Origin of the sequence: Pedococcus bigeumensis (assembly GCF_039531795.1) — a bacterium.
GTDB classification, from domain to species: Bacteria; Actinomycetota; Actinomycetes; order Actinomycetales; family Dermatophilaceae; genus Pedococcus; species Pedococcus bigeumensis.
Map to the genome: position 1 here is coordinate 129655 of NZ_BAAAQS010000003.1, position 22994 is coordinate 152648.

21 protein-coding genes are annotated in these 22994 nt (G+C 71.2%); 7 read left to right on the forward strand and 14 right to left on the reverse strand.

All coding sequences use genetic code 11. The annotated features are described in order from the left end of the window. Positions 1 to 19: 19 nt before the first annotated feature. The 13 genes from ABD262_RS11185 to ABD262_RS11245 form a co-directional block, all read right to left on the reverse strand. Positions 20 to 1081 carry a 2-hydroxy-3-oxopropionate reductase gene (locus ABD262_RS11185; RefSeq protein ID WP_344138158.1) on the reverse strand — a complete coding sequence of 354 codons (1062 nt, stop codon included), beginning with the start codon at positions 1079 to 1081 and terminating at the stop codon, positions 20 to 22. After that, positions 981 to 1838 carry a hydroxypyruvate isomerase family protein gene (locus ABD262_RS11190; RefSeq protein WP_344135699.1) on the reverse strand — a complete coding sequence of 286 codons (858 nt, stop codon included), beginning with the start codon at positions 1836 to 1838 and terminating at the stop codon, positions 981 to 983. Before ABD262_RS11190 ends, ABD262_RS11185 begins: the two co-directional genes overlap by 101 nt. Positions 1839 to 1928: 90 nt before the next feature. Next, on the reverse strand, positions 1929 to 3326 hold the full coding sequence (locus ABD262_RS11195; RefSeq protein ID WP_344135702.1) for an 8-oxoguanine deaminase: 1398 nt from the start codon (positions 3324 to 3326) through the stop codon (positions 1929 to 1931). A 2-nt stretch (positions 3327 to 3328) separates the two neighbouring features. After that, on the reverse strand, positions 3329 to 3655 hold the full coding sequence (gene uraH / locus ABD262_RS11200) for a hydroxyisourate hydrolase (RefSeq protein ID WP_344135705.1): 327 nt from the start codon (positions 3653 to 3655) through the stop codon (positions 3329 to 3331). Further along, positions 3655 to 4161, reverse strand: a complete 507-nt coding sequence (gene uraD, locus ABD262_RS11205) for a 2-oxo-4-hydroxy-4-carboxy-5-ureidoimidazoline decarboxylase (protein ID WP_344135708.1) — start codon at positions 4159 to 4161, stop codon at positions 3655 to 3657. Before uraD (ABD262_RS11205) ends, uraH begins: the two co-directional genes overlap by 1 nt. Beyond that, positions 4158 to 6089 carry a 2-oxo-4-hydroxy-4-carboxy-5-ureidoimidazoline decarboxylase gene (gene uraD / locus ABD262_RS11210; RefSeq protein ID WP_344135711.1) on the reverse strand — a complete coding sequence of 644 codons (1932 nt, stop codon included), beginning with the start codon at positions 6087 to 6089 and terminating at the stop codon, positions 4158 to 4160. Before uraD (ABD262_RS11210) ends, uraD (ABD262_RS11205) begins: the two co-directional genes overlap by 4 nt. Positions 6090 to 6266: 177 nt before the next feature. Further along, the gene (gene pucL, locus ABD262_RS11215) at positions 6267 to 7175 is read right to left on the reverse strand and encodes a factor-independent urate hydroxylase (protein WP_344135714.1); all 909 of its coding nucleotides are present in this window, start codon (positions 7173 to 7175) and stop codon (positions 6267 to 6269) included. A 280-nt stretch (positions 7176 to 7455) separates the two neighbouring features. After that, positions 7456 to 7950, reverse strand: coding sequence for a hypothetical protein (locus tag ABD262_RS11220; protein WP_344135717.1), 495 nt, complete (start codon positions 7948 to 7950; stop codon positions 7456 to 7458). After that, positions 7950 to 9914, reverse strand: coding sequence for a DUF7507 domain-containing protein (locus ABD262_RS11225; protein WP_344135720.1), 1965 nt, complete (start codon positions 9912 to 9914; stop codon positions 7950 to 7952). Before ABD262_RS11225 ends, ABD262_RS11220 begins: the two co-directional genes overlap by 1 nt. A gap of 69 nt (positions 9915 to 9983) precedes the next feature. Beyond that, positions 9984 to 11006, reverse strand: a complete 1023-nt coding sequence (locus ABD262_RS11230) for a CshA/CshB family fibrillar adhesin-related protein (RefSeq protein ID WP_344135723.1) — start codon at positions 11004 to 11006, stop codon at positions 9984 to 9986. 375 nt (positions 11007 to 11381) lie between these two features. Further along, positions 11382 to 11912: a helix-turn-helix domain-containing protein gene (locus ABD262_RS11235; RefSeq protein ID WP_344135726.1), complete on the reverse strand. Its 531-nt coding sequence runs from the start codon at positions 11910 to 11912 to the stop codon at positions 11382 to 11384. Between the two features lie 47 nt (positions 11913 to 11959). Next, entirely contained in the window at positions 11960 to 13216 is a 1257-nt protein-coding gene (locus ABD262_RS11240; protein WP_344135729.1) for a DUF6986 family protein, read from the reverse strand. Continuing rightward, a complete protein-coding gene (locus tag ABD262_RS11245; RefSeq protein WP_344135732.1) occupies positions 13213 to 14658 on the reverse strand; it encodes an NAD-dependent malic enzyme in 1446 nt (481 codons plus the stop codon). Before ABD262_RS11245 ends, ABD262_RS11240 begins: the two co-directional genes overlap by 4 nt. Before the next feature lie 111 nt (positions 14659 to 14769). Between ABD262_RS11245 and ABD262_RS11250 the strand changes: the two genes are divergently transcribed. Next, the gene (locus tag ABD262_RS11250) at positions 14770 to 15627 is read left to right on the forward strand and encodes a PaaX family transcriptional regulator (RefSeq protein WP_344135735.1); all 858 of its coding nucleotides are present in this window, start codon (positions 14770 to 14772) and stop codon (positions 15625 to 15627) included. Here ABD262_RS11250 and ABD262_RS11255 read toward each other — a convergent pair. Then, positions 15593 to 16024 (reverse strand): RidA family protein, encoded by a 432-nt coding sequence (locus ABD262_RS11255; protein WP_344135739.1) that lies wholly within the window; start codon positions 16022 to 16024, stop codon positions 15593 to 15595. The genes ABD262_RS11250 and ABD262_RS11255 overlap by 35 nt on opposite strands. A 95-nt stretch (positions 16025 to 16119) precedes the next feature. Here ABD262_RS11255 and ABD262_RS11260 point away from each other — a divergent pair, with 95 nt between their 5' ends. The 6 genes from ABD262_RS11260 to ABD262_RS11285 all read left to right on the forward strand — a co-directional run bounded on the left by ABD262_RS11260 (position 16120) and on the right by ABD262_RS11285 (position 22983). Further along, the gene (locus ABD262_RS11260) at positions 16120 to 16944 is read left to right on the forward strand and encodes a fumarylacetoacetate hydrolase family protein (protein WP_344135742.1); all 825 of its coding nucleotides are present in this window, start codon (positions 16120 to 16122) and stop codon (positions 16942 to 16944) included. 79 nt (positions 16945 to 17023) lie between these two features. Continuing rightward, a complete protein-coding gene (locus ABD262_RS11265; protein ID WP_344135745.1) occupies positions 17024 to 17509 on the forward strand; it encodes a cupin domain-containing protein in 486 nt (161 codons plus the stop codon). Continuing rightward, positions 17506 to 18453 (forward strand): acyl-CoA thioesterase, encoded by a 948-nt coding sequence (locus tag ABD262_RS11270; protein ID WP_344135748.1) that lies wholly within the window; start codon positions 17506 to 17508, stop codon positions 18451 to 18453. Before ABD262_RS11265 ends, ABD262_RS11270 begins: the two co-directional genes overlap by 4 nt. Beyond that, complete coding sequence (locus tag ABD262_RS11275; RefSeq protein WP_344135751.1) at positions 18453 to 20138, forward strand: AMP-binding protein; 1686 nt, start codon at positions 18453 to 18455, stop codon at positions 20136 to 20138. The genes ABD262_RS11270 and ABD262_RS11275 overlap by 1 nt, the downstream gene beginning before the upstream one ends. Next, a complete protein-coding gene (locus ABD262_RS11280) occupies positions 20135 to 22555 on the forward strand; it encodes a bifunctional salicylyl-CoA 5-hydroxylase/oxidoreductase (protein ID WP_344135754.1) in 2421 nt (806 codons plus the stop codon). The genes ABD262_RS11275 and ABD262_RS11280 overlap by 4 nt, the downstream gene beginning before the upstream one ends. Beyond that, complete coding sequence (locus ABD262_RS11285) at positions 22552 to 22983, forward strand: acyl-CoA thioesterase (protein ID WP_344135757.1); 432 nt, start codon at positions 22552 to 22554, stop codon at positions 22981 to 22983. Before ABD262_RS11280 ends, ABD262_RS11285 begins: the two co-directional genes overlap by 4 nt. The last annotated feature ends 11 nt before the right edge of the window (positions 22984 to 22994 follow it).

Sequence of the window (22994 nt, forward strand, 5' to 3'; positions counted from 1 at the left end):
AGGGAGGTTCGAGGGAGGGTCAGGGGTTCTGACCGGAGAGGCGCTGGACGCCCCGCAGCAGGGCCGAGTGGTCGAGGCCGCCGTCGCCGTTCGCCCGGGCCGACGCCATCAGCTGGGCGACGAGCCCGCCGAGGGGTACGACCACCCCGGCCTCCCGCGCGGCACTCGTCACGATCCCGAGGTCCTTGTGGTGCAGGTCGATCCGGAACCCCGGATCGAAGGACTTCTTCGTCATGTTGTCGCGCTTCTGGTCGAGCACCTTGGAGCCGGCCAGACCACCACCGAGCACGTCGAGCGCGGGGCCGAGGTCGACGCCGTAGGCCTCGAGGAAGACCACGGCCTCGGCCAGGGCCTGGATGTTGGCGGCCACGATGAGCTGGTTGGCCGCCTTGACGGTCTGGCCCGCGCCGTTGCCGCCCACGTGGACGACGGTCTTGCCGACCGCGTCGAAGAGCGGCTTGGCCTCGGCGAAGTCCGCTGCCGAGCCGCCGACCATGATCGACAGCGCGGCGTTCTTGGCGCCGGCCTCGCCACCGGAGACCGGGGCGTCGAGGAGCCGGAACCCCTTGTCCTGCGCGGCCTTGGCGAGCTCGACGGTCACGTCGGGGCGGATGCTGGAGAAGTCGATGACCAGCGTGCCCTCCTTGGCGTTCGCGAACACGCCGTCCTCACCGAGCAGGACGTCCTGCACGTCGGGGCTGTCGGGGACCATGACCGCGACCACCTGGGCGTCACGGACGGCCTCGGCGACCGAGGTCGCCGCGGTGCCGCCGGCCTCGACGAGCGGCTTGGTCTTGTCGGGGTGCAGGTTGTAGCCGACGACGTCGTGCCCGGCGTCCTGGAGGTGGACGGCCATGGGGCTGCCCATGATGCCGAGTCCGATGAAGGCGATGGTGGTCATGTCGTGCTCCTTGGTGTTCGGTTCGAGGTGGTCGCGGACCGGAGTCGGTTCGGGGATCAGCTCGAACCGAGGGGTGGGGTCAGGGTCGGGCGGCGCGACGGCGCTCGCGCGGCAGCCAGCCGAAGCTCTCGGGGGTGGTTGCGGTGGTGGGCTTGTACTCCAGACCCACCCACCCGGCATACCCGCTCGCGGCGAGGGCGCCGAGGTGGCGCTGGAGGTCGAGGTCACCCGAGCCCGGCTCGCCGCGACCGGGCGCGTCGGCGATCTGCACGTGGGCGGTGCGGTCGGCGTAGGCCGCGACCGCGGCGTCGAGGTCGTCGCCGTTGGCGGCCAGGTGGTAGAGGTCGAGGAGGAAGCCGACGTTGCCCGCACCCGCGGCCCGCACGTCGTCGACGACCGCCACCGCGTCGGCTGCCGTGCGCAGCGGGTAGGGCTTGGGGCCGCTGACCGACTCGACCAGGACGGTCGCCCCGATCCGGTCGGCGGCCTTGGCGGCGAAGCCGACCGACTCACGACCGAGCTCGTCCTGCTCCTGCGCCGACACCCCGTCGACCCGGTTGCCGAACAGCGCGTTGAACGCCGTGACGTCGAGCCGCTCGCCGATGCCGACCGTGACGTCGACGTTGTCGCGGAACTGCTGCACGCGGTCGGGGATCGAGAGCACCCCGCAGTCGGGTCCGGCCAGGTCGCCCGCGAAGAAGTTCAGACCGACCAGCTGCACCCCCGCGTCAGAGATGGCGCCGACGAAGGCGTCCACCTCGCGGTCGCCGGGGACCGGCTGGTCGGGCCACGGCCACCAGAACTCCACGGCGTCGAAGCCGGCGGCCTTCGCGGCGGCGGGCCGCTCGAGGAGCGGCAGCTCGGTGAAGAGGATCGAGCAGTTCACCTCGTAGCGCAGTCCATGGTCCGTCACGACGATCTCCTTCTGGCTGTTCATCGATATTTCCGTATCATGGAATCACTTTTCCAACTAGTGAGAGGGTAGGCGTCAGGCCACCCGAGCGTCAAGACCGCCGGGGCGGTCGTCTCAGAGCGTGGCGGAGCGGTGCGCGGGCGCGGCACGGTGGCGCGACAGCAACCGCTCCCCCGCCGAAACCGCCTGTGCCGCAAGCAGTTGCTCGTCGGCGGTGACGAGGCCGTCACCCGAGACGACGCACCTGCCCCCGACGAGCAACAGCTCGAGCGGGGGCTGGGAGCCGAGGGCGAGCGCCGCGACCGGGTCGACGATGCCGGCATGGCCCAGCCCGTCGAGCCGCCACAGGGCGACGTCGGCCAGCTTGCCGACCTCGAGCGACCCGATCTGGTCGTCCCAACCGAGCACCCGAGCGCCGCCGATGGTGGCGAGCTCGAGGGCGTCCCTCACGCCGAGGGCTTCGGGACCGCCTCGGGCGCGGGCGAAGAGCAGCGCGTGCCGCGCCTCCTCGACCAGGGAGGACGCCTCGTTCGACGCAGCCCCGTCCACGCCGAGGCCCACCGGCACGCCGGCGTCGCGCAGGTCACGGGTGCGAGCGACACCAGCGCCCAGGCGGGCGTTCGACGACGGGCAGTGCGCGACGCCGGTGCCCGAGATCGCCAGCGCTCCGATCGCGTCGCCGTCGAAGTGGATGCCGTGGGCGAGCCACACGTCGTCGCCGAGCCAGCCGAGCGACTCGAGGTAGGCCAACGGGCTCAGCCCGAACCGCTCGGCGCAGTAGCGCCCCTCGTCGACCGTCTCGGCCAGGTGGGTGTGCAGCCGCACCCCGCGGTCACGCGCCAGGGCCGCAGACTCGCGCAGAAGGTCCGCCGTCACGGAGAACGGCGAGCACGGGGCGACGCCGATCCGCAGCATCGAGTCGGGCGACGGGTCGTGGTGCGCGTCGACCGCGCCCGCCGTCGCGGCGAGGATCGTGTCGAGGTCTTCCACCACGTGGTCGGGCGGCAGACCGCCCTGGCTCTGACCGAGGTCCATCGACCCGCGGGTGGCCAGGAACCGCAGGCCGATCCGTCGCGCCGCCTCGATCTCGGCGCCCAGGACGTCGCCGCCCTGGGTGGGGAAGACGTAGTGGTGGTCCATCGACGTCGTGCAGCCCGTGCGCGCCAGCCAGCCCAGACCTGCCGCCGCGGCCGCCCCCACGATGTCCTCGTCGATGCCGCCCCAGACCGGGTAGAGCTCGGTGAGCCAGCCGAACAGCGTGGCGTCGACCGCCAGCCCGCGGGTGGCCCACTGGTAGAGGTGGTGGTGGGTGTTGACCAGGCCGGGGGTGGCCAGGCACCCCGAGGCATCCACCACGTCTGCGACGGTGCCGTCGTCGACGTAGCGGCCCGCAGCGACGGCGACGATGCGCGTCCCTTCGACGACGACGTGCCCGACGGCGTGCTCGGTGCGGACCGGGTCCATCGTCACCACCGTGCAACCGTCCAGGACCAGCCGTGGGACGGTCGCCATGGTCACGACCCCCGGTAGGTGGAGTAGCCGAACGGGTTGAGCAGCACCGGCACGTGGTAGTGCTGGTCGGCGTCGGCGATGGTGAAGACCACCACCACCTCCGGGTAGAAGCCCTCGACGCCGCGCGCCGCGAAGTAGCCACCCGAGGCGAACCTCAGCCGGTAGTCGCCCGCCTCCAGGCGCTCCGGACCGATGCCCCCGATGCGGCCGTCCCCGTCGGTGATGCCGTCGCCGATCGGTTGACCCGCAACGGTTTCCAGCACCACCGTGATGCCAGCGGCAGGCTTGCCGAGGCTGGTGTCGAGGACGTGCGTGCTCAGGGTTCCCATCAGGAGGCCACCTGTCGGAGTCGGAGCAGCGCGATCTCGCGCAGCTGGGTCACGGTCTCTTCACGCTCGGCGTCGTCGTCGTTGCCGAGCCGCCGGTCGAGCTCGGCGAGGATCTCCGGCGCGGACCGGCCGGCCGCCCGGATGAGGAACACCCGGTCGAACCGTCTCTCGTATGCCGCGTTGCCCTCGGCGAGCGCGCGCGCCACCTCGGCGTCGGCCGGGTCCACCCCGGCCTGCTCACGGGCGCTGGCAGCAGCGTTGTGGTGCGGGCTCGCGGCGCGTTCGCCGATCCGCGGGTGGCCGGCCAGCGCCGCCTCCAGCTCCTCGTCGTCGAGGTGCTGGGCGGCGGCGCCGGCGGTGGCTTCGAGCTCCGGCCACGCGGCATACGGTCGGCCGTCACGGACGGCGGCGACCCATCTGGGCACCGGGAGGCACGCGGTCAGCCGCTCCTCCAGCTCGCGCTCGGGCAGTGCGTTGAGGCGTTCGAGGGTCAGCTCGAGCGTCATCGGCCCTCCACCGACCGGGTGCGCGCGGAGTGGATCGGGTTCGCGTCGGCCACGAGGTCATCAAACCGGTAGCCGGCGATCTTGGCGATCTCCACGAGGGCCGAGGCGTGTTCCTGCGCCTGGGAGTTGTTGAGCCGCTCCCAGCCCGTGCGCACCACCTGGTCGAACGAGTCGCGGTCGCGCACACACGTCACGAGCGGGAAGCCGAAGCGGTCGCGGTACTGCGAGGTCAGCTCGGCCAGCTCGCCGTGGCTCTTCTCGTCGAGCCGGGTCAGCCCGAGCGAGGACTGGTCGCGCAGGGAGTCCGGCCCCTCGTCGCCCTCGGCCACGCTGTCGGCACCGAGGTCGGGGTAGGAGTCGATCAGCTGGCGCTGCTCGTCCTCGGTGGCCGAGAACAACGCCTCCTGGAACGCGCGCCGCAGGTCGCTGGTGTCGCTGAACGGCCGCGAGTCGAAGGCCCGCTCGACCACCCAGCGAGGGCCCTGGAAGAGGCTGCCGAACGTGTCGGCGAAGTCCTCGCGCGACATCTGGTTGACCTCGCTGAGCCGCACGAGCGATCCCGGCGCACCGGCCACCGCCGGGCCACGGTTCGACCCGACGTGGTGGAAGAGGAAGTTGAGCACGATGGCGGTGATCGAGCCGAGCGTGATGCCCGAGCCCAGGATGATCTGGGCCCAGTCCGGGACCGCCTTGGCGACGTCGGGCTGCGCGGTGACGTACATGGCGAGGCCGACCGCGGTGGCGACGATGACGACGTTGCGGTGGTCGTGGAAGTCGACCCGGGAGAGCGTCTGGAAGCCCACGACGGCGACGGTGGCGAACATCGCCAGCGCGGCGCCGCCGAGGACGGGGTGCGGGATGCCCGCGACGATGGCGCCGGCCTTGGGGATCAGGCCGATGACGACCATGATCAGCCCGGCGGTGGCGACGACGTAACGGCTCTTGACCCGGGTCAGTCGCACCAAGCCGACGTTCTCGGCGAAGCAGGTGTAGGGGAAGGAGTTGAACACTCCTCCGATCGTGGTGGCGAGGCCGTCGGCGCGCAGGGCACGGGCGATGTCCTCCTTGCCGATCCGCTTTTCGACGATCTCACCGGTGGCGAACACGTCGCCCGTGGTCTCGACGGCGGTGATGAGCATGACGACGACCATCGAGATGATCGCGGCCACCGAGAACTTGGGCCAGCCGAAGTGGAACGGCGTGGTCACCCCGATCCAGCCCGAACCCGACACGGAGTCGAAGTGCGCGTCACCGAGGATCCACGCGATCACGGTGCCGACGACCAGGCCGATGAGGACGGCCACGGTGGCCATGAAGCCCTTGAAGATCCGCTGGATCGCGACGATGAGGGCGAGCGTGCCGAGCGCGTAGGCGAGGTTGCGCCCACTGGACGGGTCGAGCGTGGGGCCGGCGCCACCCGCGGCGTCCGCTGCGGCCACCGGCAGCAGCGCGAGGCCGATGATCGTGATCACCGTCCCGGTGACGACCGGCGGGAAGAACCGGATCAGCTGGCTGAAGTAGGGAGCCACGAGGAAGGTGAACAGACCCGCCACGATGACCGCCCCGTAGATCACGAGCAGCCCGTCGGTCCCCCCGCCGGCGGCCAGGCCGATGGCGATCATCGGGGACACTGCGGTGAACGTGACCCCTTGCAGGAGAGGCAGCTTCACGCCCACCTTCCAGAACCCGACGGACTGGATGATCGAGGCGATCCCACACGTGAAGAGGTCGGCGTTGATGAGGTGGATGAGCTCCTGGGTCGACAGACCGATGGCGCTGGCCAGGAGGATCGGCACGATCACCGCGCCGGCGTAGAACGCCAGCACGTGCTGGAAGCCGTAGATCGCGAGCTTCGGGATGGGCAGGACCTCGTCCACCGGGTGGCGGGAGGCGCGCTGGGACTTGGGTGTTGCGGTGGCTGTGCTCATGACAGGCACCTTTCGGGAGGCTCCGCGAGGAGGGGTGCAGAAGGAGGGTGCTGCAGGGTGGGTGCTGCGCGAGAGTGCTGCGGGTGCTGCAGGGTGGGTGCTGCGCGAGAGTGCTGCGGGTGCTGCCGGTGCTACGGGTGCTGCGGGTGCTGCGGTGGGCCGGGCTGCCGGGTCGCGTCAGCAGAAGCCGGGCACGGTGAGCCAGGCGTCGCCGGCGTCCGAGCCGTTCTCGCGCTGGACCGTCGCCTCGATCAGCCCGTAGGGCCGGTCGGCAGCGATGAACACCTCACCGGGGTTCTCGAGACCGAACGGCGCGAGGTCGACCAGGAAGTGGTGCTTGTTCGGCGCCGAGAACTTGATCTCCGCGACCTCGGGGTGGGCGGCCAGCACGGCCGAGCCCATCGCGTAGAGACTCTCCTGCAGCGCCCGGCTGTAGGTCGTCGCGAAGGTCTCCAGGAGGAGTGAGCGCACGTCGTCGAACGACTTGTTCCAGTCCACGCCCTCGGTGGTCTCGTAGCGCCAGCGCGCCACCAGGGACGTCGCGAGGATGCGGTCGTCGGTCTCCTGCAAGGTCGTGTACTCGTCCTTGAGGTAGCCCTTGAACTCCGAGCCGGTGGACTTGAGGACGACCAGGTCCTTGACGCCCGAGACCACCCAGGCGCGCGGCTCGTCGCCGCTGCGGTCACGGGTGACGACGGTGGTGCGCACCTCACCGCCGCGCTTGACGAAGGCGTGGTCGTGGCCGGTGCCGCCGACCTCGATGCGGTCCCAGGCGTACTCCTCCACCTCGATCCGGCTGGCGGTCGCGGCGGGCGTGACGTCGAGGAAGCGCTGCCCGAGGGTGAGGGCGTAGTCCTCCGGGGAGGTGACGCCGTGCTCCTTGGCGAACGCGAAGGCAGTGTTCTTCTGGGTGTCGGTGGGCAGGACCTTGGCCTGGTCACCGGTGGTGTGCGCCTCGGTGAAGTCGCCGCGCAGGGCGGTCGACACGTTGAGGTCGCGGATCTCGTGGCGGGCGGTGTCGCGGTAGACGCGGACGACGCGGTTCTCCGCCTTGCCGTACTGGTTGGGTCCGAGGACGAAGCTCATGGTGCTCCTAGCGGTGCCCGTCGACCCTCGCGGGTCAGGCGTGGTGGCGCGGATGGCTTCCCGAACACTCCGGAGATCTTCCGAATGGTGGAAACCTGTTTACGAATGATGGAAGGATAGGAGCACCGATGTGACGGAGTCAACACTTTGTTGAAATCTTTCGACGCCACCTCGGGGACGGACCTGCCCTCGACCGCTTCGGACCCGGCCACGCCGTGGTCGGGCCCACCCACGCCGAAGGGGCGCGCCGAGTCCGGCGCGCCCCTTCGACCCCCTTCGGCTACGTGGCGGTGCCCCGGACCACGTGGGAGACACAGCTCAGACCCTTGGCCTGATTTCCGTCGGCGAAGTCCGGCAAGGTCACCTTCCGCTCCTCGCCGGCCTTCAGGTCGTACGACTTGGCGACCGATCCCAGGACGGTGCCGGTCTTCACCTTCGCCACGGACACCAGCAGGCGGTAGGTCTGCGCTGTGCCGAGGTTGTTGTGCAGCGTCCCCGACGCGGTCCAGCTGCCCTTGTCGTCAGCCGAGCAGCTGAACCCGGAGAGGTCGGCCTTGGCGCCCACCACGTCGGCGGCGGTCGCCCTCGCGGTGGCCGAGGTGGGCGCCTTGGCGGAGTCCGCCCGTCTTTCCGGTGCATCGGAGCACGAGGCGAGTGAGGCGGCGGCCAGACCGAGGAGGCAGCCGGCCACCACCCGTCGGACGTTCGACGGAGTGTTCATGGTCAGGCTGTTCTTGCCGTCGGACCTGTCCTTGGTGTCGGTCGTCTCTCGCATCAGGCATCAGTCCTGCGGCGGGAGGTGACCAGGGTGAGCGCCAGGCCCGCCAGGAGCAGCAGCCCGCCGAGCGTCACCGCTCCGAAGACGTTGGAGCCGGTGAAGGCGAGAGACGAGGCCGGGTGCTCCTCGGTGGGCGGAGCCGTCGTGGTCGGGACGTCTGCCTTCGACGGCGGCGAACCGACCGGGTCGCCGTGCGGGGGGACACCGGTCGCGGTCGCGACATTGGCCACGACGCCAGCATCCACCTCGGCCTGGGTCACCGTGTAGTCACTCGACACGCAGACCATGACGTCGCCGGGGCCGAGAGAGTCCCCCGGGCACGTGATGGTGAGGTGTCGCTGGGCGAGCATCGGGTCGTCGACGTGCACGTTCGTGAGCGTCACGGATCCGGTGTTCTCCACGGTGAACTCGTAGGAGATCAGCTCTCCCACGCCTGCCTTGCCGTCCCCGTCCCGGTCGTCCAGGTAGGCGACCTTGGTCAGCCTGATGCCGGGGTTCGACGGGGTCGGGGTGGTGGTGTCCGACGGCGGCGACACCACCGGCGGACCGGTCGGCGGGACACCCGTGGCGGTGGCCGAGTTCGCCACCGACCCAGCATCGACATCAGCCTGGGTCACCACATACGGGCTCGCCGTGCAGGTCAGGTCCGCACCCGGAGCCAGGTCACCGGCCGGGCACGTCACGGTCAGCGCCGGACCCGCCGGAGCGACCAGCTGGTCAACCACCGTGACGCCGTGCAGCGTGACCGCACCAGTGTTCGTGACCAGGAACGAGTACGAGATCTCGTCCCCGACCCCCGCCTTGCCATCACCGTTCGCGTCGGTGCTCAGCACCGCCGACTTCACCAACGACAACCCGGTGGAGGGGTTGGCGGTGACGACTGCCGTGGACGGGGGTGACACCACCGGCGGACCGGTCGGGGGCGTGCCCGTCGAGGTCGCCGAGTTCAGGATGCTGCCGGCATCGACATCGGCCTGCGTCACCGAGTAGCTGGCCGTGCAGGTCTCCGACTCGTCCGGGGCCAGCACCGTCTTCGGGCAGGAGATCGCCAGTGCCGGACCAGCCGGCACCGTGAACGTGTCGTCCACCGCCACGTCGTGCAGCGTCACGTTGCCGGTGTTCTTCACCACGAACGAGTACGCCACCGTGTCACCCGCCGCGGCGACCACCGTCGGGTTGGCCGACTTCACGATCGAGATCGACGGCTCGGGTGAGGGCGTGTTGACGACAGCGGTCGAGGGAGGTGAGACGACGGGCGGACCGGTCGGGGGCGTGCCCGTCGAGGTCGCCGAGTTCAGGATGCTGCCGGCATCGACATCGGCCTGCGTCACCGAGTAGCTGGCCGTGCAGGTCTCCGACTCGTCCGGGGCCAGCACCGTCTTCGGGCAGGAGATCGCCAGTGCCGGACCAGCCGGAGCCGTGAACGTGTCGTCCACCGCCACGTCGTGCAGCGTCACGTTGCCGGTGTTCTTCACCACGAACGAGTACGCCACCGTGTCACCCGCCGCGGCGACCACCGTCGGGTTGGCCGATTTCACGATCGAGATCGACGGGCTCGAGTTCCCGGGGATGGTCACAGCGGACGGCGGCGTGGTCACCGGTCCCGACGGCGTCTCGCCCGTCGCGGTCGCCGAGTCCTTGAGCTCACCGTTGTCCAGGTCGGCCTGGGTCACGGTGTACGTGCCCGTGCAGGTCACCGACTGACCTGCCGCCAACGTCGTCGAGGGACAGCTGACCGCAGACATGTTCGCCTGCACCGCGGGCGCGAGCTGCGTGTCGGCGACCGACAGGTCGGTGACGGTCACGTTGCCGGTGTTCGTCACCAGGAACGAGTAGGGGACCTGCTGACCCACCTGGGTGAGCTGCGTGGTCGTGGACGACTTCACGAGGGTCAGCTTCGGGTCTGCCGGGGCCGTGTTGGTGATGGTGCACACGACATCGGCGCCCGGGGAGAGGCTCACCTGGGCGGACAGGCCCGCGTTTCCCGCCGGCAACGGTCCGGCGGTGCCGGGATTCGCGCTCGTGCAGGACTAGGCCGGGGTGTAGGTGCCGACGTTCGCGGCGGCCGCGGTTTCCGAGAGGGTGACCATGGAACCTGCGGTGTCGCCGATGACGGTGACGGGACCAGTCGTGGCCGAGGCGCCCCCGGGCGCGGTGCTCGCGGTGCCCTGCAGCGTTCCGTTGCTGCCGGTCACGTCGACGGTGAAGGAGTCTCCCCCATACGCGTTGACCACCGTCTTGTTCAGGGTCACGCTCTCGAAGAGGAAGCCGAAGGCCACGCCCTGTCGCGATGCGGAGGCCTGCACCACGGCGGTGAGGGTGGAGGGGTTGGTCGTCGCCAGGATCGCGTTACCGGTCTTGCGCTGCTGGCTTCCCGCGCCGCCACCGGTGCAGGTGACGGTGGTCGTGCCCACCCCGGTGAACCCGCCGCCGCAGGAGTTGCCCAGCGGCTGGAGCGAGGTGAACGGCTGGTCGGAGGTCCAGGTGAAGGACTCCGGGTAGGCGACGTTGCTCGGGTAGTCCGTGCTCTCGGCGTCAGCACTGACCAGCGAGTAGTTGGTCACCCGGTTCCCGGCCGAGTCGGTCACGACGATGTTGGAGAGGTTGATGGTCGAGCTGTTCTGCGCGGCGGACGTCCCCAGCCCGGAGTTCCACAGGCCTTGGTAGAGAGCCGGCTTCCCGGGCACGCCCGTGTAGGAACCCGTGCCGAGGTAGGCCTGGGAGAAGGTCGGGAAGGGGTAGGCGGAGAGCGCTCGCGGGCCGGTGACGGTCAGCGTGAAGGTAGCCGTGTAGCCGCCCGGGAGCGACTCCGTGATCTGCTGGCCGGTGGCAGCGGCCACGATGTTGTAGCTCGTCATGTCCAGCCAGCACAGGGTGCTGGCGTACGGACCCGTGCCCGGGCTGGCCATTCCGCACGACCCGTTGGGGGCGGGTGCGGCCGGGGCCGCCTGGGGAGCGGCGGCTGCGGTCAGCGCACCCCCGGCCGCCAGCGCGCTGCCGGAGGTGACCACGGTCGCGGCGCTTCCGCCGGCGACCACGAGGAGGAAGGCCACGAACCCACGAAGCCACCGTCGGGCACCCTGCGATGACCCGTGCGGGCGCGTCGGGCGCGCTGTTGCTGAACTCACTGTTACCACCATCTCTGCGCGGAATCTGAATCGTTGTGTGCGTGACCAAGAGCCGGCGGCCCCCGGAACTCGGGGGCGCCAGACCTCTGGGCGCAGCGAACACCCGCCCGGGGCCCTCACCCACCAATGACTTGAGACCGCGAGAGGGACCGAACATGACGCACGGCGGCCGGAAAACTTCCTGCTGTGACCCACGCCACGCGGCACCCCGGTCCGACGCCAGGTCGACGACGACCGCTGACTCGACGCGCGAGAGGGGTCCGCGATGACGCGGCGGAGAGAAACTCGTTCGTCGGCGACTCAGCCCGACGGCTCGGCAGCCGTCTCGCGAATTCGGTTGAGGTAGTTGTAGACGGTGAAGCGGGTCAGTCCGAGGGCCTCCGCCACCGTCTCGGCACTGCGGCGCATCTCGAACGCGCCACGCTCCTCGAGCAGCCGGACCGCGTGCTGCTTCTCGGCCCGCGGCAGACCGGCCAACGCGCCTCCGAGCTCGCGCTCGACGTCCGCGATGAGGCGTGACAACCCGTCGGTGAGGTCGGTCGACGACGCCCCTGCCGCGGCCGGCGGGCCGTCCGGGTGGTCGGTGGTCGCGTCGATGTCGCCGACGACGAGGGTCACCCGGGTCGCCCCGTGCGCCAGTGCCTCCTTGAGTGCCGCCGACAGCGCGTCGACCACCTGGTCCGCCTCGCCCTCCACCGAGGTGCCGAGTGGCCCCAGGTCGGGCGCCAACCCGGCATACCGGAGGGCGTCGGCGGAGGCGGTGACGTGCTCGGGCAGCTGGCCGTCCTCGCCGTGGAACGGCTCGGTCGTGAACTCCACCCTGACGCGCATGCGGCCAACCTACTGCGCGGCCTCCGCCGGCGGTCCCGGCGACCCCGTCAGGCCAGGGACCGCTTCGCGAGCCGATCGATGGCGGGGCGGTCCAGGCCGGTGAGGACGTGCACCTCCTGCTCGTCGGCGGCGCCACAGTCCAGGCCCCGCACGACGAAGTCAGCGAGCGCCCGGGCCGTCGCCGGCTCGTCCATCACCCCGGACGCGACCTGGCCCACGTAGTTGCGCAGCCGCTCCGCCGCCGCGGGCAGGCCCTCGCGGAAGAACGAGTAGGTCGCGGCGTACCGGCTCGGCAGCTGGGCCGGGTGCAGGTCCCAGCCCTGGTAGTAGCCGCGCTCGAGCGAGCGTCGCACCAGCCGCCCGTGCAGCCGCCAGGCCGCGAGCACGTCGTCGTGGCTGCCCACCGGGAGGATGTTGGTGGAACCGTCGGACAGGTGCACGCCGGTGCCGGCTGCGGCGACCTGCATGACCGCCTTGGCGTGGTCGGCCGCCGGGTGCTCCATCGACTGGTACGCCGCCGCGATGCCGCACGACGCCGAGAAGTCGTAGGTGCCGTAGTGCAGAGAGGTGCAGCGCCCCGAGGAGGCGTGCACCATCCGGGCGACCAGGGCCGTGCCGTCCGGCCCGCAGATCGCCTGGGGGGTCTCGACCTGGATCTCGAACCGGATCGCCCCGTCGGCCAGCCCGGCCGCCGCCTCGACCTGCTGGCAGGCCACGAGCATCGCCTCGACCTGGTCCACCGAGGTCACCTTGGGGAAGGTCACGACGAACCCGTCGGGCAGCCGCCCGTCGCGCGCCACCGCCCCGACGAACCGCGCGAAGGTGCGCAGCCCGCGAGCCCGCGTCGGCGCCTCGAAGCTCTTGAACCGGATACCGCTGAAGGCGGTCGCGGTCCCTGCCTCCACCGCGCGCAGGAGTCCCGCCGCGGCGGCGTCGACGGCCGCGTCCTCCTCGTCGTCGGGCCGGGCGCCGTAGCCGTCCTCGAAGTCGATCCGCAGGTCCTCGATGGCCTCCCGCTCGAGCTTGGCGCGCACACGGGTGTACAGGTCCGCCGCGAGGTGCGCCGGGAGACCGAACGCGTCGGCCGCACCCTCGGCGCCACCGCCGTGCTCGTCCAGGGCCGCGAGCGCCTCGGCCTGCCACCGCGACCCGAGGTCGGCGTCGTAGCGGTCGGCCGGCACGTAGACCGTGTGCACCGGTTGGCGCACCGGTCGCTCGCCGGGGAACCGCGCGGCGAGGTCGGCATCGGCGGCCCGCAGCCGGTCGTCGAGGGCGGCTCCGAGGGCGGCCAGGTCCACGGTCATCGAGCTGTCGCCTCGCGGCTCGTGGCAGAGCCGGTATGCCGCGCGGCCGGGTCGGCGTGGCGCCCGCCGGCTGCCTGCCGCACCGCAGCGGCCACGGCCGGTGCGACGTCGGGGTCGAAGACGCTGGGCACGATGTAGCTGGCGTTCAGCTCGTCGGGGTGGACGCAGTCGGCGATGGCGCCCGCGGCGGCGATCATCATCTCGTCGGTGATGTCGCGCGCCCCGGCGTCGAGCAGGCCGCGGAAGAATCCCGGGAAGGCGAGCACGTTGTTGATCTGGTTGGCGTAGTCGGACCGGCCGGTGGCGACGACGGCAGCGTGCCGGCTCGCCGCCACAGGGTCGACCTCGGGGTCCGGGTTGGCCATCGCGAAGACGATGGCGCGCTCGGCCATCGTCGCGATGTCGTCACCGTCGAGCAGGTTCGGCGCCGAGACGCCGATGAACACGTCAGCTCCGCGCAGCACCTCCTTGAGGGTCCCGGTCGTGCGGGACGGGTTGGTGTTGCGGGCGATCCAGCCCCGGAACTCGTCGGCATGGTCGGCCTCGGGGTCCAGTGCACCGCGGCGGTCGCACCCGATGATGTCGGTGGCCCCCTGGGCGTCGAGGAGCCGGATGATGGCATGACCGGCAGCCCCCACCCCCGAGACCACGATCCGCACCTCCTCCAGCGTCTTGCCCACGACGCGCAGCGCGTTGCGGAGGGCGGCGAGGGTGACGATGGCGGTGCCGTGCTGGTCGTCGTGGAAGACCGGGATGTCGAGCTCGTCGCGCAGCCGGGCCTCGATCTCGAAGCAGCGGGGAGCCGAGATGTCCTCGAGGTTCACGCCGCCGTAGACCGGGGCGATCGCCTTGACGATCATGATGATCTGCTCGGTGTCCTGGGTGTCGAGGCAGACCGGCCAGGCGTCCACGCCAGCGAACTGCTTGAACAGCGCGGCCTTGCCCTCCATGACGGGCAGCGCCGCCGCCGGGCCGATGTTGCCCAGGCCCAGGACCGCCGAGCCGTCGGTCACGACGGCGACGGTGTTGCGCTTGATGGTGAGGCGTCGCGCGTCTTCGGGGTTCTCCGCGATGGCGAGGCAGACCCGGGCCACCCCGGGGGTGTAGGCGCGGGACAGGTCGTCGCGGTGCTTCAGCGGCACCTTCGGCACGACCTCGAGCTTGCCGCCGAGGTGGAGCAGGAAGGTGCGATCGCTGACCTTGCGGACCGTGACCCCCGCGACCGCCGCGATCTCGGCGGTGATCCGGTCGGCGTGGTCGGCGTCGGAGGCGTTGCAGGTCACGTCCACGACCAGCGTGGAGCCGTGTGACTCCACGACGTCGAGGGCGGTGAGCGCCCCTCCCGCCGCGGCGACGGCGGCCGCGATGACCCCGGTGGTGTCGATCGCGGCCGGCGCCTCGGCGCGCACGGTGATGGAGTACCCCGGGCTCGGTGCGGACATCGCGTGACCTCAATCTTCCACGATACGGATTTCAAGTTCTGTGCAACGGAACTCTAGAACTCGCCACCGATGAGGACAAGTCTCGCCCACCCGCCGGATAGATTTCGTCCCGTGACGACGACCGAGCTCGATGGTGGCAGCGAGCGGGGGCCACTGCCGCCGCGCGCCCTCATCGTCACCCTGCTCGGCCTCTACGTCCGCGAGTTCGGTGGCTGGATCAGCGTGAGCGCGCTGATCCGGCTGATGGCAGCAGCAGGGGTCGACGAGCAGGCGGTCCGCTCCTCGCTGTCGAGGCTCAAGCGCCGGGGGATCGTCGAGGCCGAGCGCCGTGACGGCGTGGCCGGCTACGCGCTGTCGGAGTACGCCAGGCAGGTGCTCGAGGTCGGCGACCGGCGGATCTTCGCCCGACCCGGGCAGCATTCGCACGACTGGGTCGTCGTGGTCTTCTCGGTCCCGGAGTCCGAGCGGCAGAAACGGCACGCGCTGCGCGCCCGGCTGTCGTGGCTGGGCTTCGGCACCGTGTCCTCCGGCGTGTGGATCGCGCCCGGCCACCTCGCCGACGACGCCCGGGCGGTCCTGCTCGGTGACGGCCTCGACCCCTACGTCGACCTGTTCCGCGCGGAGTACCTGGCCTTCGGCGACCCCGCCGACAAGGTCGCCCAGTGGTGGGACCTGGCCTCGCTGGGACAGCTCTACACCGACTTCCTCGACACCTTCGAGCCGGCGCGGGCGGGCTGGGCCGCCCAGCCGCAGGTCCGGCCCGGGCCGCAGGCCTTCGCGGACTACGTGCGGGCCCTGACCTCGTGGCGCCGGCTGCCCTACCTCGACCCCGGCCTGCCGACCGAGCTGCTGCCCGACTCGTGGTCGGGGACCAGGGCGGCAGAGACCTTCTTCGCCCTGCACCAGCTCCTCGCGGGGCCGGCGCACGACTACGTCACCGCTGAGGCCGGAGCCGCTCGTCGGGGATGACGGCGACGCCGACGATCTCGATGAGGGCCTCGGGCTGCCAGAGCGCGGTCGTGCCGATCCCTGCCATCGCGGGGTAGACCGGGCCGGCCAGCTCACGCCAGGCGCGACCGATCTCGCGGCCGTGGGCCTGGTAGTCGGGGATGTCGGTGAGGTAGATCGTGATGCTCACGAGGTCGGCGGGGATGCCGCCCGCCTCGGTCAGGGTGGTGAGGACGTTGGAGAAGGCCTGCCGGAACTGCTCGACGATCCCGCCCGGCACGATCTGCAGCTGCTCGTCGAGCGCCGTCTGGCCGCCGAGGTAGAGCGTGTTGCCGCTGAGCGTGCCGTGCGAGTAGCCGCTCGGCGTCGGCAGGGACGCGGGGTTGACGGGCACGGGGGTCAGCGGCTGGGCGGACATCGAACCTCCAGGGGTGGCCGGCGCGGGACGGAGTGACGTGGCTCGAGCCTAGCCCATCTATTGACGTTTGGCGACGATCGTGAAAATCTCGCTATATGCAGTTCGGCACCGTCGCCCACCAGGGGACCACGCGCGCCGCGGCCCGCGCCGCCGACGGCTGGCGAGCCCTCCCCGCCACCGACCTGTCCGCCCACCTCGCCGCCGGCGGCACCCTCGGACCGGACAGCCCACTGGGTGAGCTCCTCCCCGGGGCCGAGCCGGTGCGGCCGCTGCCCCGGCCCGGCAAGGTGATCTGCTGCGGCCTCAACTACGGCGACCACATCCTCGAGACCGGGCGCGAGCTGCCGACCCACCCGACGCTCTTCGTCAAGTACGCCGACAGCCTCGTCGGCCCGGTCGACGACGTCTCCCTCCCCGCCGGCACCGACGTCGACTGGGAGGCAGAGCTGGCTGTCGTCGTCGGGGCGACCATCCGTCGCGCCGACCGCGCCACGGCAGCGGCCGCGATCGCGGGCTACACCGTGGCCAACGACGTGTCCGTGCGCGACTGGCAGTACCGCACGCTCCAGTGGTTCCAGGGCAAGGCCTGGGACGACTCGACCCCGACCGGCCCCGTCGTCGTCACCCCCGACGAGGTGGACCCCACCCGCGGCCTGACCATCACCTGCCGCGTCAACGGCGCGCAGGTGCAGCGCGACAGCACGGCGACGCTGGTCTTCGACGCCGCCGATCTGCTCGCCTACATCTCGACCTTCACGGTCCTGCGGCCCGGAGACCTGGTGCTCACCGGCACACCCGGAGGCGTCGGCGTCGCCCGCGACCCGAAGCAGTTCCTCGTCGACGGCGATGTGCTCGAGACCGAGATCGAGGGGATCGGGCTGCTGCGCAACACGATCCGTCTCACCGCACCCACGGCCTGAGCGCCACACCAGACCTCCCCCAGACCTCCCCCAGACCTCACCCAGACCTGACCCAGACCCCGATGAAGGAGAGCCACCCGTGGAACCTGACCTCAGCAAGTACCAGCTCGAAGGCGACAACTCGATGTATGCCGATGCCAACGGGCTCGTCGTCCCTGTCGTCACCCGCGCCGGGCTCGAGGTCGGCGACACGGGCCAGTCGGAGGGCGCCAGCCGCGTCTCGGGCGTCAGCATCCAGCACACCCCGGCGCGGCGGCTGTGGTTCGGCAAGGTGAGCAACGAGGCCGGCTACCGCTCCGCGCCGCACCACCACGGCGAGGCCGAGACCGGCGGCTACGTCCTCTCCGGTCGCGCGCGCATCTACTTCGGCGAGCGGTTCGAGGACTACCTCGACATGGCCGAGGGTGACTGGGTGTTCGTGCCGCCGTTCATGCCGCACGTCGAGTGCAACCTCGACCGCAACAACCCCCTGACCTGGATGACGACCCGCACCCCGGAGAACATCGTCGTCAACCTCCCCCAGGTCTCCGACCACGAGCTGCGCCACTGGGCGGACCGCCCGTGACGAGCGCGCCGGACGAGGCCAAGGCACCCACGAGCGAGATCGTCACGAGGGCGCTGGCCCTGGATCCCGTTGCGGCCCAGCACTTCGACGTCGCCTTCACCGCGACGACGCAGCCGTGCCCGTGGCCCAAGGCCTACGGCGGCGACATGGTCGCGCAGGCCGCGGCGGCAGCGTTGCGCACGGTGACCGACGGCAAGACCATGCACTCGATGCACAGCTACTTCATGCGGCCGGTCGACATCGGTGCACCGGTCACCTACGAGGTCGAGGTGCTGCGCGACGGGCGTGGCTACGCCACGCGGCAGGTGCGCGCGTTCCAGAACGGCAAGGCCGCCTACACCTGCCTCGCCAGCTTCGCCGCCGGCGAGCCCGGGGGCCGGTATGCCGCGTCGGCACCGGCCGACGTCCCGGCAGCCGACACGCTGCCCAGCTCCGCGGCATACCTGCGCGACCGCGACCCGGGCGGGGACTCGACGATGACGGCGGTGTCGAAGGAGTACTGGTCGGGCGGGCGCAGCTTCGACATGCGCCACGTCCCCGGCCCGGTCTACCTCGAGGTCGACGGTGGCTCCGCGCCCCAGCAGGCCCTGTGGGTCAAGCCGTTCGACGCGCTGCGGCCGGTCGACGGGCTCACGGATGCCCAGCGCGACCTCGCCGCCCTGGCCTACGTCTGCGACTACACGATCCTGGAGCCGGTGCTGCGCGTCCTCGACCTCGCCTGGGCCCAGCCCGGGTTGGTCACGGCCAGCCTCGACCACGCGATGTGGTTCCACCGGCAGCCGGCGCCGGGCGCCCTCGACGGCTGGCTGCTCTACGCCCAGGAGGCGGTCGCCGCCGACTCCGGCCGTGGTGTCGGCCTCGGTCGCTTCTTCACCCCCGACGGCGAGCACCTAGCCACCGTCGTGCAGGAAGGCATGATCCGCGCCACCCCCGGAGGTCAGTGATGTCCAGCTCCCCCACCACCGCCCTCTCCCCGAGCGGCTACACCGACACGTTCGCCCGCGACCACCTGCCGCCCACCAGCGAGTGGCCGACGCTGGAGTTCACCACGCCGGAGCTGCAGTACCCCGAGCGCCTCAACGCCGCGGTCGAGCTGCTCGACGCGACCATCGCGCAGCACGGCGCCGACCGGCCTGCGCTGCGCACCCCCGACGGCACGGTGTGGAGCTACGGCGACCTGCTGCGGAGGGTCAACCAGGTCGCCGCCGTGCTGACCGACGACCTCGGCCTCGTGCCCGGCAACCGCGTCCTGCTCCGCTCCCCCAACAACCCCTGGACCGTCGCCGCGTGGCTGGGCACCCTCAAGGCCGGCGGCATCGCGGTCACGACGATGGCCGCCCTGCGCGCCCGCGAGCTCGGCCCGATCGTCGAGAAGACCCGCCCTTCCGTGGCACTCGTCGACCACCGGTTCGTCGAGGACGTCGAGACGGTGCGCGACACCGTCGCGAGCGACCTCCTCGTCGTCCCCTACGGCGGGGACGGCGACGACGACCTGACTCGCCGGGTCCGGTCGAAGCCGGACACCTACCGCGCCGTCGACACCGCAGCCGACGACGTCGCCCTCTTCGGCCCCACCTCGGGCAGCACCGGCGTCCCCAAGATCACCACGCACTTCCACCGCGACATCCTGTCGATCGACAACACCTTCGGGCGCCATACGCTGCGGCTCACCGAGGACGACGTCGTGGCCTGCACCGCGCCGTTCGCCTTCACCTTCGGGCTGGGCATGCTCGTGGTGTTCACCCTCCGGGCCGGTGCCTGCGCACTGGTGACCGAGATGGCCACGCCCGCACAGCTCGCCGAGATCGTGGAGGAGCACGGGGTGACCGTCCTCGCCACGGCTCCCACCGCGTACAAGCAGATCATCAAGGCCGGGCACCTCCCCCGGCTCAAGGGGCTCCGCATCGCGGTGAGCGCTGGCGAGCACATCGCGCACGAGGTGTGGGAGACGGTCCGGTCCGAGCTCGGGCTGGTGATCGTCGACGGCATCGGCGCCACCGAGATGCTGCACATCTTCATCTCCGCCGCAGGCGACGACATCCGTCCCGGCAGCACCGGCAAGCCCGTGCCCGGCTACCGCGCCACGATCCTCGGCCCGGACGACCGCCCCGTGCCGCCGGGCACCGAGGGACGGCTCGCGGTGATCGGCCCGGTCGGGTGCCGCTACCTCGACGACGACCGGCAGCACGCCTACGTCGTCGACGGCTGGAACGTCACCGGTGACACCTTCGTGGAGGACGAGGACGGCTACTTCTTCTACCGAGCACGCACCGACAGCATGATCGTGTCGTCGGGCTACAACATCGGCGCGCCCGAGGTGGAGGCCGCGATCGACGGCCACCCCGACGTGGTGGAGGCCGGTGTCGTCGGCGAGCCCGACCCCGAGCGGGGCTCGATCGTCAGCGCGTTCGTCGTGCTGCGCGAGGGGGTGGTCGGCGACTACGCCAAGGCCAGGGAGATCCAGGACCACGTGAAGGCCACGCTGGCGCCCTACAAGTACCCCCGCCGGGTGCGCTTCGTCGACCAGCTGCCCCGCAACACCAGCGGCAAGCTCCAGCACTTCAAGCTCCGCGACCTGACCCAGCAGCAACGGCCAGACCGACAGCCCACCGAGGAGACGACGTCATGAGGATCGCGATCGTGGGCGGAGGCCCGGGTGGCCTCTACCTCGCAGCCCTGATGAAGCAGCTCGACGCCGGCCACGAGGTGACCGTCTGGGAGCGCAACGCCCCCGACGACACCTTCGGCTTCGGGGTGGTCTTCTCCGACGAGACCCTCGGCGGGATCGAGAGCGCCGACACCACGATCTACCGGGCGATGGAGAGCCGGTTCGCCCGCTGGACCGACATCGACGTGGCGATCGACGGCACGTCGTCGACGATCGGGGGCCAGGGGTTCGCGGCGATGAGCCGCAAGGAGCTGCTCGCCATCCTCCAGGCGCGGGTGGCCGAGCTCGGCGTCGAGGTCCACTACCGCACCGTCGCGCCCGACGCCGACGAGCTGTGCGCGTCCCACGACCTCGTCGTCGCCGCCGACGGCCTCAACTCCCAGGTCCGCACGAAGTACGCCGACGCGTTCGGCCCCAGCCTCGACCCGCGCCACAACAAGTACATCTGGTTCGGCACCGACCTCGTCTTCGAGGCCTTCCAGTTCATCGTGCGCAACACCGAGTTCGGGACCATGCAGATCCACGGCTACCCCTACTCCGACCAGGGGTCCACCTTCATCGTCGAGATGCACGAGGAGGTCTGGCGCCGCGCCGGTCTCGACCGCACCGCCGACGAGGTGTTCCCTCCCGGGGTGTCGGACGAGTATGCCGTGCAACGGGTCGCGGAGATCTTCGCCGACGACCTCGGCGGCCACCGCATCCTCACCAACAACTCCAAGTGGCTGAGCTTCACCACCGTCCGCAACGAGAGCTGGCACCACGACAACGTCGTCCTGCTGGGCGATGCCGCCCACACCGCGCACTTCTCCATCGGGTCGGGCACCAAGCTTGCGATGGAGGACGCCCTGGCCCTGGCCGCCTGCCTGCACGAGCACGCGTCCGTGCCGCAGGCCCTGGCTGCCTACCAGGAGGAGCGCAAGCCGGTCGTCGAGTCGACGCAGCGCGCGGCCCAGGCCAGCCTCGAGTGGTTCGAGAACATCGGCATGTACGCCGACCAGGACCCCGACGAGTTCGTCTTCAACCTCCTCACCCGCTCCCGCCGGATCACCTTCGAGAACCTCAAGGACCGCGACACCGACTTCGCCGCCCGGATCCAGGCCGCCTTCGCGCTAGGGGTGGCTGCCGGCATCGGAACCGTCGAGGCCGATGAGCTGGCCCCGGCGATGTTCCAGCCGGCGCGGATCGGCCCGCTGGAGCTGAAGAACCGGGTGGTCCTCTCCCCGATGGACATGTACTCCGCCGTGGACGGTGTGCCGGGTGAGTTCCACCTCGTGCACCTGGGTTCCAAGGCCCTCGGCGGGGCCGGCCTGGTGATGTCGGAGATGACCTGTGTGTCACCCGAGGGCCGGATCACCCTCGGCTGCCCGGGGCTGTGGACCGACGAGCAGCGCGACGCCTGGGGGCGGGTCGTGGCGTTCGTCCACGAGCGCAGCACCGCGAAGATCGGCCTGCAGCTGGGGCACTCGGGCCGCAAGGGCTCGACCAAGCTCATGTGGGAGGGCATGGACGAGCCACTGCCCGAAGCCAACTGGGAGGTCGTCGGGCCGTCGGCGCTGCCCTACGGCGAGGGCTGCCACCTGCCCCGGGAGATGACGCGGGCCGACATGGACCAGGTCGTCGCCGACTTCCGCGACGCGACCCGGCGCGGCATCGTGGCCGGGTTCGACCTCGTCGAGGTGCACGCCGCACACGGCTACCTGCTGTCGTCGTTCCTCTCGCCCGTCTCCAACCAGCGCACCGACGAGTACGGCGGGTCGCTGGAGAACCGGCTGCGCTTCCCGCTCGAGGTGTTCGACGCCGTCACCGCCGCGGTCCCCGACCACGTGCCGGTGACCGTGCGGATCTCGGCGACCGACTGGCTGCCGGACGGCAACACCGAGCACGACGGCGTGGAGATCGCGCGTGCCTTCATCGCCCACGGCGCCGCGGCCATCGACGTCTCGACCGGCCAGGTCAGCAAGGCGGAGAAGCCGGCCTTCGGGCGGTCGTACCAGACCCCCTTCGCAGACCGGATCCGTCACGAGGTCGCCCGTCCCGCAGGGGTTGCGGTCATCGCGGTCGGCGCGATCTCCTCCCACGACGACGTCAACTCGATCCTCCTCGCGGGGCGCGCAGACCTCTGCGCCCTCGGCCGGACCCACCTCTACGACCCGATGTGGACGCTGCACGCCGCCGCCGAACAGGGCTACGCCGGGCCGGCTGCCGAGTGGCCCGACCCGTGGAAGGCCGGGCGGCGCCGGCCACCCACGGCGCGCACCGACAAGATCCCCCCGCGACTGGCCCTGCTCCGGGAGGGCACCGAGGACCAGGTCCACCTGCGCTGGCGTCCTGGCGCGAGCCAGCCCGCCGCGACGACCCCTCAGCCCGTGTCCGCATGAGCCCGTCCGCCGTGGCAACCGCGAGCGCGTCGCTGCGGTCGCGGATCGAGTGGATCGACACCGACGCCGCCGGGATCTACCACAACAGCACCGTCATCCGGCTGGTCGAGGCAGCAGAAGCCGCGCTGACGAGGGAACGGGGGTTGGACGGCTACTTCCCCGTCGCCCCTCGGGTCCGGTTCGAGGCCGACTTCGAGGCTCCCCTGTTCTTCGGCCAGGAGGTGACGACGACCGTCTCGGTCACCGAGCTGGGCACGTCGTCGATGACCTTCGGGTTCGAGGTCTGGGGTGAGGAGTTCGAGCAGTCGGCCCGCGTCCGGGCCGCGCACGGGCGCTACGTCACGGTGCACCTCGACCGCCGTGGACCGGGTCGCCCCACGAGCGCTCCGTGGCCGGCCGAGTGGGTCGAGCGCCTGACCCGCGGTTGAGCACGGCCGCC